The organism is Pseudomonas sp. LP_7_YM, assembly GCF_004364435.1.
GTDB lineage: Bacteria > Pseudomonadota > Gammaproteobacteria > Pseudomonadales > Pseudomonadaceae > Aquipseudomonas.
In genome coordinates, this window is record NZ_SOCT01000003.1 from 417,171 (window position 1) to 431,409 (window position 14,239).

Sequence of the window (14,239 nt, forward strand, 5' to 3'; positions counted from 1 at the left end):
AACAATACCGCTGGTGCAGGACATACGTTTTCAAAGGTAAATACAGCCATATCTCCAATCGATCTAAAAATATGGGATTCAGTTCTTTTACGGCATAACCCACAACCTCTATAAATGGCGCACCTATTTCAAAAGCCACCGATGCTGCTCGAAGGATTTCTCATGGATGTTTTCTGGTTTCTACCGACCCACGGCGACGGCCACTTTCTGGGCACTGCCAAAGGTGCGCGTCCGGTCACGCTCAACTACCTCAAGCAGGTAGCGCAGGCTGCCGATGATCTGGGTTACCACGGCGTGTTGATTCCGACCGGTCGCTCCTGCGAAGACTCCTGGGTAATCGCTTCGGCACTGGTGCCGTTGACCGAGCGACTGCGTTATTTGGTAGCGATTCGTCCGGGCATCATCTCGCCGACCGTTTCCGCGCGCATGGCCGCTACGCTGGATCGCCTGTCCGGCGGGCGTCTGCTCATCAACGTCGTCACTGGCGGCGACCCTGATGAAAACCGTGGCGATGGCAGTTTCCTGGATCACAGCGAGCGCTACGAGGTCACCGATGAGTTCCTCAAGATCTGGCGCCGCGTGTTGCAAGGCGAAGCTGTGGACTTCGAAGGCAAACACCTGAAGGTGCAGAACGCCAAAGCGCTGTACCCGCCTATCCAGAAGCCCTACCCGCCGCTGTATTTCGGCGGTTCATCGGAGGCTGCTCACGAACTGGCGGCCGAACAGGTCGATGTGTACCTGACCTGGGGCGAACCACCCGCTGCTGTTGCCCAGAAGCTGGCTGATATCCGCGAACGCGCCGCGCGCAATGGTCGCACCGTCAAGTTCGGGATCCGCTTGCATGTGATCGTGCGTGAAACCAGCGAGCAGGCCTGGAAAGCCGCTGACAAGCTGATCGAGCACATCAGCGACGACACCATCGCCGCCGCGCAGAAATCCTTCTCGCGCTTTGACTCCGAAGGCCAGCGGCGTATGGCTGCGCTGCACGACGGTCGTCGTGACAATCTGGAAATCGCCCCGAACCTGTGGGCTGGTGTCGGGCTGGTGCGGGGCGGGGCGGGTACTGCGCTGGTCGGCAACCCGGAAGAAGTCGCTGCACGGATCAAGGAATATGCGGATCTGGGCATCGAAAGCTTCATCTTCTCCGGCTACCCGCATCTGGAGGAGGCCTACCGTTTTGCCGAACTGGTGTTCCCGCTGCTGCCTGAGCCCTATCGCAGCCTGGCCGGGCGCGGCATCACCAATCTGACCGGCCCGTTTGGCGAGATGATCGCCAATGATTTGCCGCCGCAGAAGTAATCACGATGACCCCACGGCCTGTGGGAGAGGTGTCGATCACTCCCACGCTCTGCTTGATCGTTCCCACGCTTGGCGCGGGAACGCATCCCCGGACGCGTTGCATCCACTGTCTGACGCAGAGCGTCATCGGCGGCATCCCCACGCCAAGCCTGGGAACGATCAGTCAAGGAGTTCCTACATGACCGTCAGCGTCCCGTTTCAACCACAAGTGATCCCCATGCAGCTACTGACGTTACCGCCCTCTCCGGCTCTGGCTACTTCGATCCGCGCCACCGCGCAGGTGTTCGAAGACCCCAAGTCCCAGGCACTGCTGGCCCACGTGCAACAGGTCGCGCCCAGCGATGCCAGCGTGCTGATCATCGGCGAGACCGGCACCGGCAAGGAGCTGGTTGCGCGCCATATCCACAATTTGAGCGGTCGTCGTCATCAACCCTTCGTCGCAGTGAATTGCGGTGCGTTCTCCGAATCCCTGGTGGAAGCCGAACTGTTCGGCCATGAGAAAGGCGCCTTCACCGGAGCTTTGACCGCCAAGGCCGGCTGGTTTGAGGAAGCCAACGGCGGCACGCTGTTCCTTGACGAAATCGGCGATCTGCCGATGGCTATTCAGGTCAAACTGCTGCGCGTGTTGCAGGAACGTGAAGTGGTGCGCCTGGGCTCGCGCAAGAGTACGCCGATCAATGTGCGGGTGCTGGCAGCCACCAACGTGCAACTGGAACGCGCGATCAACGCCGGACACTTCCGCGAAGACCTGTTCTATCGCCTGAACGTGGTCAATCTGGAATTGAGCACACTGCGCGAGCGTCCCGGCGACATCATGCCGCTGACCCGGCACTTCATCGAGGTCTACAGCCAGCGCCTTGGCTGCGGGCCGATCCAGATCAGCAGCGACGCCGAGCACAAGCTGCGCACGTACAGCTGGCCGGGCAACATCCGCGAACTGGAAAACGTCATTCATCACACCTTGCTGATCTGCCGCAACGGCGTGATCCAGGCCAACGACCTGCGCCTCTCCAACCTGCGCCTTGAGCGTCAGGAGGAGTCGTCACCGGTGGTCGACGACTCCACCGATGCCCTGCTCGCCCGCGCCTTTCAGAAACTCTTCGAAGAACAGGCCGGGGCCCTGCATGAAAAAGTCGAAGATGCCCTGCTGCGAGCAGCCTATCGCTTCAGTCACTACAACCAGGTGCATACCGCGCAGCTGCTGGGTCTGAGCCGCAATGTAATTCGGGCGCGGCTGATCAAGATCGGCGAGTTGGCCGTGAACAAGCGGCGACCCGGTGAGCAACTGCAGGGCGACCGAATGATGCAGTTGTCGGTCTGATCGTTCTGCGTCGTCAGGGCGTGCGCCTGGCGAATGAATTCGCTCCTACGGAAAGCAGGTCGACTACTGCGCCGTGCTCGTTTTTGATGAGGGTATTTCATGAAGGCTGAGGCACTGCCGATGAGATGTGGTGAGTGGACCGGCCCCTTCGCGAGAAAGCTCGCGCCCATGGCGTTCGGGGCCAGCTGCCGCGCCGTGCTGACCCCCTCTTCCCTGTGGGCGTGAGCGTGCTCACCAAGGCTGAAGTTCAGTCGCCGCAAATATCCGGGTTTGCGGCGCGAAAGGCGGGGAAGGACTTGGGACGAGACGGCGCCTGCTGGTTCAGGATTGAAGGTTCTGCGGACTGACCAGCGTGCCGGCCAGCGAACGGTCGGCCTGTGACAGGCTCATTTGCTGCATCGCCTGATTCAGTTGGTTAGTGGCCTGCATCAGTGAGTGGGTCAGAGCCATGATTTCCATTTGCAACTGTCGCATCTTGCCTTCGCGGACCCGCGGCGACAGTGAGCGGTCGCTCATGAAGGCCTGCATGTCTTGCATGCGCTTGGCGATACGCTCCTGGATGGAACGGATCAACTTCAACTGATCCTTGATGCGGTCCGGCAAGTGGGTCGCGTCGATGTCGGCGTTCTTGTCAGTGGTCTTGGCAGCCTTTTGCGCCTCGGGCGATAACAACACCTCGACGCCCTGTCGCAGTTGCTCGGTGGCATCAGGCACTTCACCGCTTTGCTCAGCGCACTGCTGAGCGTTTGCGAGGGTTTGTTGCAACAACAGCGCGGTATCGGCCGGGTTCCTGAAACTCAAGCTCAACATGTAAGAGTGCCTCCATCGCCTTGTTCAGTCCTGTGAAGTACCTGCGGGAAACCAACGGTTTCGCGGGGTCTGTTATTGGCTGTCGGCTCTTTCGTACTGGCCTTTAGAGGCAGGCGTCGAAATTGTGTCGCAGTTGACACAATTTCACTGCATTTACTCTCCGCGGCCTTCAACCTTCCTGAAGTGACCTCAACCGCGCCGCCAAGGCCTTGGCTTGTAACGCCACGTCGGTCACCGCCGTGCTTTCCCACCACAGGCCGCGCAATGGCGGGCCCATCGCAAACAGACGACCGGACACCCGGCCTCCTGCGTCCAGCACCGCACCGCCCGGGTCTGCCGCGATGCCCAGCGCCAACGGCCCAGGCTGAACCAGCCCGCGCGCCAGCAATTGCCGGGTCAAGGCTCGATCCACACGGCGCCAGTCGTATTGAATACCTGTGGAGTTGATCAGCGCCGCACCGCTGACCTGCGTCAGTTGCTCTTCTGCGCGATGGCGAACACTGATCCGCACCTGTCCCGGGTTGCGATCCAGCACCGCCTGCAACGATGCGGCATGGATGCTCAGACGCCCCGCTTGCAGCAGGCGATCCAGCAATTGCGCGCTGGGCGGCGGTGAGCGGTGGTGATGACTTTCCCACCAAGGCCGCACGTGGCGTACGAACTGGCGGCGCTGAAGGTCAGTGGCCTGACTCCACAGACGCGGGATATGCACCCGCACGGTGTCCAGCGGCGCCTGCCAGTCGATGCCCTGGGCGAGCGCCTGGTCGCATTGTTCACGCAACGCGCGCACCAGTTGCCGGGTGCTGCGAATGCTGTGGTCGGCGGCGAGAAAGTCCGGCCAGGCCGGCGGCTGCCGACGCACATGAGGCAGCAGACCATGACGGGAGAACACATCGATGGGACCGCGATGCCCGGCTTTTTCCAGCGATACCAGTGCATCGACCATGGTCAGGCCGGAGCCGATGATCAGCACTCGACCCTCAGGGTCGAGGCGACGCATGCCTTCGATATCCCACGGGTCAACCGCTGCCGCGTTCAAGTCGTTTGAGCCGTGTTGTGGCGTGCGCGCGGCGGCGAACATGCCGGTGGCCAGCACGGCGAAACGTCCGCTTAGCCGGGTATTGTCGGCCAGGGTAAGGCGAATGCCCGATGCCTCGGTTTGCAGGTCCATGACCTCGCTGCGCACATGCTCAACGGTCGAACCATAAGGTGCTCCCAAGGCCTGGGCTTCGGCCAGACGCTGCTGAACGTACAGACCGAAAATCCCCCGCGGCGCAAACAGTTCGGCCACCGGTGCATGCTGCTCGTCCGACTCCGGCCAGCCGCCTGCGGCAATGAATTCCGCCAGCCAGCGGGTCAGGTCATCGGCGTCATCCGGGTCGACACTCATGCGCGCGGCATTGCCATTGAGGGTATGGCCTGGATCGGTGGCGCTGTAGGCTTCGCCGCGACCCAGTTCGCTGCGCGATTCAACGATCACGATCCGCCGTTGCCCCGGCAGGCGCAGCAAATGCACGGCCAGCAAGGTGCCGCTGAGCCCTCCACCAACGATCAGAATGTCAGCATCAGGTCGATTGTTCTCTGAAGTCATGTTTGTTCGCCTTTTCATCGCCGTGACGGCGCGCAGGCCTGAGTATGGCGAGCCTGCAGATGGATTCAAACAGGGGCGCACGCGACCTGTTTCGGTATGAAGGATGCAAGGCATGGCGCGTGCCGGGATATGGCGAGGTTTGCTGGCCAAATAGCGGGCAAAGTGTTGATCGGGTGTTGCGTCGTCAACACCCGCGACAGCGTATTACTTCGGTTAAAGCGCATTCATTGGCGACAGAAACGTCACTGCCGGCGAAGTGCAGGTCTGCAATACCGCCTCGGCAATGGACTCACCCGCACGGGGGGCGCAAACGGCCACGGACGCGTCACCTCACGACACCACGTTACGCACGAACCGCAGCCCCTGCGTCCCCTCATTGCGATAGGCATGGGGCCGGTTACTGGCAAACATGAAGAACTCGCCCGTCGCGACCTGGCGGATTTCTTCCGGAAGGGCAACGGTCAGGCAGCCTTCGATCACATAGACTTGCTCGCTCCAGCCATCGGGGTCCGCTTCAGAAAGGTAGGCCTCTCCCGGCTCCAGGGAGAATTCCCACAGTTCGACGCCCTTGCGTGCCACCGCCTTGGCCAGCAACACCGCCTTGCTGCCCGGCAAGGTGCCTGCCCAGGCGATCTCATTGATGCGACTGGGATCGGGTTCTTCCGGCGCCTGGATCAGATCGCTGAACGCCACGTCCAGCGCCTCGGCCACACGATCAAGGGTGGCGAGGCTGACGTTCTTCTCGCCCGCCTCAATCGCTACCAACATGCGCCGGCTGACGCCGGATTTTTCCGCGAGGGCGGTCTGGCTCAAATTCGCCGCATGCCGCAAACGCCGTACATTCAGGCTGACGTGTTGCAACACGGACGCGCGTTGCGAATGTTCGTTGTCCATTGAATCACTCCCCTTTGCCACCCTGCGCACCCGACTGACCGGTTTTGGCAGCATGAAGGCTTGACGATGCACCCGGTTCGCAGGTGCCTACGCCTTGCGCTTCATATCCAGCCGCCGCAGATGGCAGGTCACTTCCTCGCGGTCGTGGTACAGCTGCTTGCAACCGATCGACACCTTCACGCCTCGTGTCTTGAAGCCTTCCTCAATGCGCGCTAGTAGACGACGCACCTCTGCATAACGCTGCTTCATCGGCAGCTTGAGGTTGACCACCGCCTCACGGCACAACCCCTCCCCGAGCCAGGTTTCCAGCAGGGCAGCGTTGCGTGCAGGCTTTTCGACGATGTCGCAGACCATCCAGTCCACCGGCTGACGTGGCTTGTAGGTAAAGCCGTCGGCCATCAGATGCTGCACCAGCCCGGTGTCCATCAGGCTTTCGGCCATCGGACCATTGTCGATGGCGGTGACCAGCATCCCGCGCCGGACCAACTGATAGGTCCAGCCACCGGGCGCGGCGCCCAGATCGACGCCGGTCATGTCGCCGGACAGGCGCTCATCCCACTGCTCACGGGGAATGAAGTGATGCCAGGCTTCTTCCAGCTTCAGCGTCGAGCGGCTTGGCGCCTCCCGGGGAAACTTGAGCCGGGGAATGCCCATCGGCCACATCGCCGAATTATCGCTATCGGCCAGACCCAGGAACACTTCGCGTCCGCTTTTGAAGGTCAGCAGCAATCGCGGCAGACTCGGGTTGTCCACCAGCGTGCCCGCCTTTTCCAGCGCCTTGCGCAGCGGACCTTCGAATTTGCGGCAGAAGGTCGAAAGCTCCTTGCCGTCGTTGGTGTCGACCACTTCCAGCCACAGACTGCCACAGGTGGCAAAACCGGCCATGTGCTCGAGGATGACGCTGATACGGTCGGTCTCGGGCAACTGCACGAACACCCCGCGGGCCCACTGCCTTGGGAAGATCAGATTGGTAAAGCGCACACCGTTCATCAGCCGTTCGGCACCGTCCGGCTCGGTGCAGACGAATTCGGCACAGGCCGCACCGGGCTTGGCTCTGGCATAGCCGGACACGGCCAGCAGCGCGGCGTGATCGCTGAGTTCCGAGCAGACCTCGCCCTCGAAACCGGGGCGGCAATGCATGAAAAGGGTGTTCACTAAAATGGTCTCCTCGCGCGCCGGACGGTCTCACGGCGCGCTCTATACTTGAGGCTGCACCTCAATGACTCGAAAGCCGCGCATGATAGCGGAATCAGGAACCACTGGCGCAGGCCAAAGGTCCAGTACTACTCAATGACCGTTTAGAGCCGCCTTTCAGAGGGCCCGAACACACCGTCTTACCGTTCTGCGTGTTTCACCCGCCCGTACCGTGCGGACTCGTCAAGGAGTTAGTTCATGCCCTCCCTCGATAGCCTGAAAAGCCTCAAGACACTCGACGTCAACAACAAGACCTACCACTACTTCAGCTTGCCCGAAGCGGCCAAATCCCTGGGCGATCTGGACACGCTGCCCATGTCACTCAAGGTGCTGCTGGAAAACCTGCTGCGTTGGGAGGACGACAAGACCGTCACCGGCGAGGACCTCAGGTCGATTGTCGCCTGGCTCACCGAGCGCAAATCCGACCGGGAAATCCAGTACCGTCCCGCCCGTGTGCTGATGCAGGACTTCACCGGCGTACCGGCGGTGGTCGACCTGGCGGCCATGCGCGCCGCGGTGGCCAAGGCTGGCGGCGACCCGCAACGCATCAACCCGCTGTCGCCGGTGGATCTGGTCATCGACCACTCGGTGATGGTCGACAAATTTGGCGACAAGCAAGCCTTTGGCGAGAACGTGGACATCGAAATGCAGCGCAACGGCGAGCGTTATGCCTTCCTGCGCTGGGGCCAGAGTGCGTTCGATAACTTCAGCGTAGTGCCGCCAGGCACCGGAATCTGCCATCAGGTTAACCTCGAATACCTGGGCCGTACCGTCTGGACGAGGGAAGAAGACGATCGCACCTATGCCTTTCCGGATACGCTGGTGGGCACCGACTCCCACACCACCATGATCAACGGCCTGGGCGTGCTGGGCTGGGGTGTCGGCGGGATCGAAGCGGAAGCGGCGATGCTCGGTCAGCCCGTGTCGATGCTGATTCCAGAAGTGATCGGCTTCAAACTCACCGGCAAGCTCAAGGAAGGCATCACGGCGACCGACCTGGTGCTGACCGTGACCCAGATGCTGCGCAAGAAAGGCGTGGTCGGCAAATTCGTCGAGTTTTATGGTGACGGCCTGGCTGAGCTGCCCTTGGCGGACCGGGCGACCATCGCCAACATGGCCCCTGAATACGGCGCGACCTGCGGTTTCTTCCCGGTCGACGACGTGACCCTGCAATACCTGCGCCTGTCGGGCCGCCCCGACGACACCGTCAAACTGGTCGAAGCCTATTGCAAGGCGCAGGGCCTGTGGCGCCTTGCGGGCAAAGAGCCGGTGTTCACCGATGCGCTGGAGCTGGACATGGGCTCTGTGGTCGCCAGTCTTGCCGGCCCCAAAAGGCCACAGGATCGCGTTGCTCTGCCGGATGTTTCCCAAGCGTTCAGCGACTTTCTCGGTCTGGCGCTCAAACCGAGCAAGCACGATGAAAGCCGCCTCGAAAGTGAAGGCGGCGGTGGTGTTGCGGTGGGCAATGCCGAACAGGTTGGCGAAGCGGAATACGAGTATCTGGGCAACACCTATCGCCTGAAAAACGGCGCAGTGGTGATTGCAGCCATTACCTCCTGCACCAATACCTCGAACCCAAGCGTCATGATGGCGGCCGGGCTGCTCGCGAAAAAAGCAGTGGAAAAAGGCCTGCGACGCAAACCCTGGGTGAAAAGCTCGCTGGCGCCCGGCTCGAAAGTGGTCACCGATTACTACAACGCTGCGGGCCTGACCGAGTATCTGGACACGCTGGGGTTCAATCTGGTCGGCTATGGCTGCACCACCTGTATCGGCAACTCGGGCCCGCTGCCCGAGCCTATCGAAAAAGCCATTCAGCAATCGGACCTGACCGTCGCTTCGATCCTGTCCGGCAACCGCAACTTCGAAGGTCGCGTGCACCCGCTGGTGAAAACCAACTGGCTGGCCTCCCCGCCTCTGGTCGTCGCGTATGCGCTGGCCGGCAGCGTGCGTATCGACCTGAGCAGCGAACCACTGGGCAAAGACAGCGACGGCAAGCCGGTCTATCTGCGCGATATCTGGCCTACGCAACAGGAAATCGCCGACGCTGTGCTCAACGTCAGCACCGGCATGTTCCACAAGGAATATGCCGAGGTGTTCGCCGGTGACGAGCAGTGGCAAGGCATCGAAGTGTCCAAGGACCCAACCTACGTGTGGCAGGACGACTCCACGTATATTCAGCACCCGCCGTTCTTCGACGACGTCGCCGGTCCGTTGCCCGTGATCGCCGATGTACAAAGGGCACGGGTGCTTGCGATTCTGGGCGATTCCGTCACTACCGACCACATTTCACCGGCTGGCAACATCAAGGCCGACAGCCCCGCAGGTCGTTATCTACGCAGCAAGGGCGTAGAACCAAAAGACTTCAACTCCTATGGTTCGCGACGCGGCAACCACGAAGTGATGATGCGCGGCACCTTCGCCAACATTCGCATCCGCAACGAAATGCTCGGCAACGAAGAAGGCGGCTACACCCTGCACGTGCCAACGGACGAGAAACTGCCGATTTACGATGCCGCCATGCGTTATCAGCAGGAAGGCACGCCGCTGGTGGTCATCGCCGGGCAGGAATACGGCACCGGCTCCAGTCGGGACTGGGCAGCCAAGGGCACCCACCTGTTGGGTGTGAAGGCTGTCATCGCCGAGAGCTTCGAACGTATCCACCGCTCCAATCTGGTAGGCATGGGCGTACTGCCGCTGCAGTTCAAAAATGGTCAGAGTCGCAAGACCCTGGAACTGACCGGTACGGAGGTGTTGAACATCACTGGACTGACCGGCACCACGCTGCAACCTGGCATCAGCCTGAGCCTGCAGATCACCCGGGAAAACGGCCAGCAGGAAAGCGTCGATGTGCTGTGCCGGATCGATACCCTGAACGAAGTGGAATACTTCAAGGCCGGCGGGATTCTGCATTATGTGTTGCGGCAGTTGATTGCGGCGTAATTTGACACCCAACCCTCCGCTGAGGACCACGGCGATTTGAGCGTCTGCGCCGTGGTCCCGATCTTTCAGAAAAAACCTACATCCAGCAGGTGAATTACTCACCAGATTTTCAGACACCTTTCATCCCTTCATCACATACACATCCGTTTAATCAACGTTAAAATCGCCGGCCTTCTCCTACGCTCAAGGACGTCCTCATGCCGGCGCAGCGCTGGAGCACGCTCACGCTCCTGAGCCTCGGTTATTGCATCGCGCTGGTGTACGGGCAGTTGAGCATTCCGGTCGTGGTCACGTTCGGTTTATTGATCATGGCCGGGATCTGCGTCAGCCAGTTCCCTCATTGGGCGGTTCGCGCCTTCGGCCATGTGCTTTTCGTTGCGCTGGCCGCGGGACTGGCGAGTCACTGGCTGCCTGGTTTTTTCAGCAGCAGAGTCATCGCCGCCGTGCGCTTCACGCCGGAAGCTGCGCCATTTTCGATGTACCTGAACCTCGACAAGCCTCTGATTGGCTTCTGGATCGCGCTGACATGTCCCTGGGTGTTTTGCGCTGTGACCCTGCGCCGTATGCTGATCGTCAGCAGCGTGGCGGTGCCTGTCACCCTCGGGGCGTGTTTGACGAGCGCCATCGTGATGCACCAGATCGGCTGGTCGCCAAACTGGCCCGAGCAAGGTGGCATCTGGGCGTTGAATAATCTGCTGCTGGTGACCGTCACGGAAGAACTGCTCTTTCGCGGCTATATACAAGGCGGCCTGAGCCGTCTGCTGCAGCGGGTTCCTTGTCACCAAACACTGGCGATGCTCATCGCCGCGCTGTTGTTCGGACTCGCACACATGGGTAGCGGCTGGCAGTGGGTGGTGCTTGCCGGGCTGGCCGGGCTCGGCTGCGGCGTCGCTTACCGTTACGGCGGGTTCCCCGCAGCGGTCATCACCCACTTCGGGCTTGATCTTGCGCATTTCAGCCTGTTCACCTATCCGATGTTCGACCGCTGACTATTGACCTGCCGCAACGCGCTTCATGACGCAGTTCACAAAATGCTTAATTTCCTGGCAAGCGAGCCGATAACTCGTCAAAGCCTTTCCCGGACAGACCAGCTTATGCGTAATAACCAGCCCATTACCCAACGCGAACGGACCTTCCCGGCGCAGCAACGCTTGATCTCGACCACCGATGCACGCGGCGTGATCACCTACTGCAACGATGCATTCGTCGAGATCAGTGGCTTCTCCCGTGAGGAATTGCTCAAGGCGCCACATAACGTGGTGCGTCACTCTGACGTCCCGCCGGCCGTGTTCGAGCACATGTGGGGGACCCTCAAGCAGGGCCTGCCGTGGATGGGCATCGTCAAAAACCGCTGCAAGAACGGCGACCATTACTGGGTCAACGCCTACGTCACGCCGATCTTCGATGGCAAGGATGTAGTGGGTTTCGAATCGGTACGGATCAAACCTACTGCCGAGCAGATTCGTCGTGCTGAAGCGCTCTATCAGCGCATCAATGCCGGCAAATCTGCCGTGCCCAGCCGCGACACCTGGCTGCCGGTGCTGCAGGACTGGCTGCCATTCATTCTGGTCAGTCAGTTGAGCTTCCTGATCGGTGTGTGGCTCAACTCACATTGGGGTTTCGCGTTGGCGGCCGCCCTGTCCGTACCGTTGGGCCTGCTCGGTCTGACCTGGCAGCAGCGCGGGATCAAGCGCCTGTTACGACTGGCCGAACAAACGACCTCAGACCCGCTGATCGCGCAGATGTACACCGACAGCCGTGGTCCGCAAGCGCGTCTGGAAATGTCCATCCTCAGTCAGGAAGCCCGCCTGAAGACCTGTCTGACGCGGCTGCAGGACACTGCCGAACACCTGAACTCGCAAGCGCGACAATCCAACAGCCTGGCCCAGGCCAGTTCCAATGCGCTTGATCGTCAACGCCTGGAAACCGAACAGGTCGCCACCGCCATCAATCAGATGGCGTCGACCACGCAGGAGGTCGCCAACCACGTTCAACGCACCGCCGAGGCCACGCAGCAAGCCAATGCACTGACCCGCCGAGGTCGTGACATCGCCAGTGAAACCCGCGAAGCCATCCAGCGCCTGTCATCCTCGGTGGGAGAAACCGGCGTGACTGTCACCCAACTGGCCAAGGACAGCGACGAGATCGGTGGCGTGGTCGACGTGATCAAAGGTATCGCCGATCAGACCAACCTGCTGGCCCTGAACGCTGCTATCGAAGCGGCACGTGCGGGCGAGATGGGCCGTGGCTTTGCCGTAGTGGCCGACGAGGTGCGCCAGTTGGCACAACGCACCACCGAATCCACGGGGCAGATCCACTCGCTGATCGCCAAGCTGCAAACGACCGCCAACAATGCCGTTCAGACCATGAACACCGGGCGTCGTCAGGCCGAAGAAGGCGTCGAGCAGGTTATGGAAGCTGACAAGGCGCTGGTGGGCATCAGCGACGCAGTGGCCAACATCACCGACATGACGGCTCAGATCGCCGCAGCCACCGAAGAACAAAGCTCGGTCGCCGAAGAGGTCAGCCGCAACATCAGTACCATTGCCCACCTGGCGGACCAGACATCGGATGACGCCCGTCGCTCGGCCAACCTGAGTGCAGAGCTGACCAATACTGCCAACAGCCAGTACTCACTGGTCGAGCGTTTCAACCGCTGATAACCCACGTTCCATCCCGAGCCCTGGCAGTTCGTCTGCCGGGGCTTTTTATGGCCCGGTGTAAAGCAGGAAATATTCAACGTTGCGTGTGTGATCGCTTTCCCGGGCTATTCCAGGGACTGTAGGGCTGACAGATGGAGGAGGCTTCCACGGGTTTAGTTAGTGTTATGAACGACGCAAACCGTGTAATCCGACGAGCGGACCCTGCTTCCTGTCAGGGTCACTTTTGAACGTGAAGCGCTGCACACCCTTGCTGTCCGAATAGGGTTATTGGCTACGCCGTGACCGAGCGCGTTGGTAACCGGCGGATCAGATCGCTCCCCGTGGCCCTGTCAATAACTTTGTAACAGCATAATCCCGATATTCGTTCGACTATTTGACGCGCAGACCTCCATGCATATGCATCCAGGTCTGTTCAAGAGCCACTCAATGAGCATTATCTGGATTTATTTTTTTCATGCTTATTTCCTCAACGCCTACAACCGCTTAGGAACACTCCCATTCGCAAGCACATTCTGCATCGCCAAATACGATACATATATAGTTACAACCCAGATAAAACGACGGAAACATGCAGAAATCCACATCCCGGGATTTTATTCAAGAGGAAAAATTTAACCTGTATAGCGATGTAAAGCTCTGCAAGCCACTCGATTGACAGTAGCTTTCACCGAATCGAACATATGCAGCTGAGACGCTCACGTCCTACAAATTAGGTTGTCATCGTCTGATTTTTAAACACCGTCACAACCATCTGATCAAGGAGCTTCCATGGAAGACGAAATGGACATCCAGCCCTCTGCCGATCCACAAGATACCCCCCTGGATAACCATAAAAAATCAACGAAAGATCAGTTAATGGATAACAACAAAGAGCATGACGAACCAGCACTGCGCAAGACTACGGTTCCCCATTACCAGGACTTGCATGCGCCTCAGCCCCCAGGGGTCACCGCAAACGAGACCGCCACCTTCTACTCCGAGCATTTGCAAAGCGCCCTGGGGTTTCCATGGGAGCTGGACGTGCAGGCCATGGCTGCCATGCCTTCCCTTCCTGCCCCGTTTCTCACCGGCGACAAGGACGGCGTCGTGACCGAAGAACAACTCATTGCCGGGGTGTTCATCAACGTCCCTCGCACCGCTAAAATCTGGGCCGGGGATCAATTGAAGATGCGTTGGGGCAACTGCACTTTCTACACCACCGTCGGGGAGTCCAGCGGTCGAACCGGACCACGACTGATCCAGTACCTCAATGCCGAGAAACTGGGTAGCTACAAGACTGGCGCGATCGAGATTCGCTACGAGGTGGTTCGACGTACACGCCTGGTCGGCATTTCGGAAACCTTGAAAATTGTCCTGCGCTGCGATGGGAAAGATCATCCAAAGACGCAGCGCGGTCGGGCAATTCGCCGTCGCAAACTGCAATAGCAATCATCAAGACCCCGACTGCTTCATTGCGGTCGGGGCTTAGTCACGAGATTACAAACCGCTATTGCAGCGCGAAACGCGTCAGAACCCGATGCGCAGCCC

At 60.1% G+C, this 14,239-nt stretch carries 10 protein-coding genes; 6 read left to right on the forward strand and 4 right to left on the reverse strand.

What is annotated here, in order from left to right:
* Positions 1-162: 162 nt before the first annotated feature.
* A complete protein-coding gene (ssuD, locus tag EC915_RS10940) occupies positions 163-1,299 on the forward strand; it encodes an FMNH2-dependent alkanesulfonate monooxygenase (RefSeq protein ID WP_133750537.1) in 1,137 nt (378 codons plus the stop codon).
* Between the two features lie 217 nt (positions 1,300-1,516).
* Positions 1,517-2,620 carry a sigma-54-dependent Fis family transcriptional regulator gene (locus tag EC915_RS10945; protein ID WP_166650971.1) on the forward strand — a complete coding sequence of 368 codons (1,104 nt, stop codon included), beginning with the start codon at positions 1,517-1,519 and terminating at the stop codon, positions 2,618-2,620.
* A 321-nt stretch (positions 2,621-2,941) separates the two neighbouring features.
* Here EC915_RS10945 and EC915_RS10950 read toward each other — a convergent pair whose 3' ends face one another.
* The 4 genes from EC915_RS10950 to rlmM form a co-directional block, all read right to left on the reverse strand.
* On the reverse strand, positions 2,942-3,430 hold the full coding sequence (locus EC915_RS10950) for a hypothetical protein (RefSeq protein WP_133750538.1): 489 nt from the start codon (positions 3,428-3,430) through the stop codon (positions 2,942-2,944).
* A 169-nt stretch (positions 3,431-3,599) separates the two neighbouring features.
* Entirely contained in the window at positions 3,600-5,021 is a 1,422-nt protein-coding gene (locus tag EC915_RS10955) for an FAD/NAD(P)-binding protein (RefSeq protein WP_133750539.1), read from the reverse strand.
* Between the two features lie 330 nt (positions 5,022-5,351).
* Positions 5,352-5,915 (reverse strand): helix-turn-helix domain-containing protein, encoded by a 564-nt coding sequence (locus EC915_RS10960; protein ID WP_133750540.1) that lies wholly within the window; start codon positions 5,913-5,915, stop codon positions 5,352-5,354.
* Positions 5,916-6,002: 87 nt separating this feature from the next.
* Positions 6,003-7,070, reverse strand: coding sequence for a 23S rRNA (cytidine(2498)-2'-O)-methyltransferase RlmM (gene rlmM / locus EC915_RS10965; protein ID WP_133750541.1), 1,068 nt, complete (start codon positions 7,068-7,070; stop codon positions 6,003-6,005).
* 237 nt (positions 7,071-7,307) lie between these two features.
* On the opposite strand from rlmM, the gene acnA reads away from it, so the two are divergent.
* The 4 genes from acnA (at position 7,308) to EC915_RS10985 (ending at position 14,137) form a co-directional block, all read left to right on the forward strand.
* On the forward strand, positions 7,308-10,049 hold the full coding sequence (acnA, locus tag EC915_RS10970) for an aconitate hydratase AcnA (RefSeq protein WP_133750542.1): 2,742 nt from the start codon (positions 7,308-7,310) through the stop codon (positions 10,047-10,049).
* Positions 10,050-10,246: 197 nt separating this feature from the next.
* Complete coding sequence (locus EC915_RS10975) at positions 10,247-11,038, forward strand: CPBP family intramembrane glutamic endopeptidase (protein ID WP_133750543.1); 792 nt, start codon at positions 10,247-10,249, stop codon at positions 11,036-11,038.
* A 105-nt stretch (positions 11,039-11,143) separates the two neighbouring features.
* A complete protein-coding gene (locus tag EC915_RS10980; protein WP_133750544.1) occupies positions 11,144-12,709 on the forward strand; it encodes a PAS domain-containing methyl-accepting chemotaxis protein in 1,566 nt (521 codons plus the stop codon).
* Positions 12,710-13,480: 771 nt separating this feature from the next.
* The gene (locus tag EC915_RS10985; protein ID WP_133750545.1) at positions 13,481-14,137 is read left to right on the forward strand and encodes a hypothetical protein; all 657 of its coding nucleotides are present in this window, start codon (positions 13,481-13,483) and stop codon (positions 14,135-14,137) included.
* Positions 14,138-14,239 lie beyond the last annotated feature (102 nt).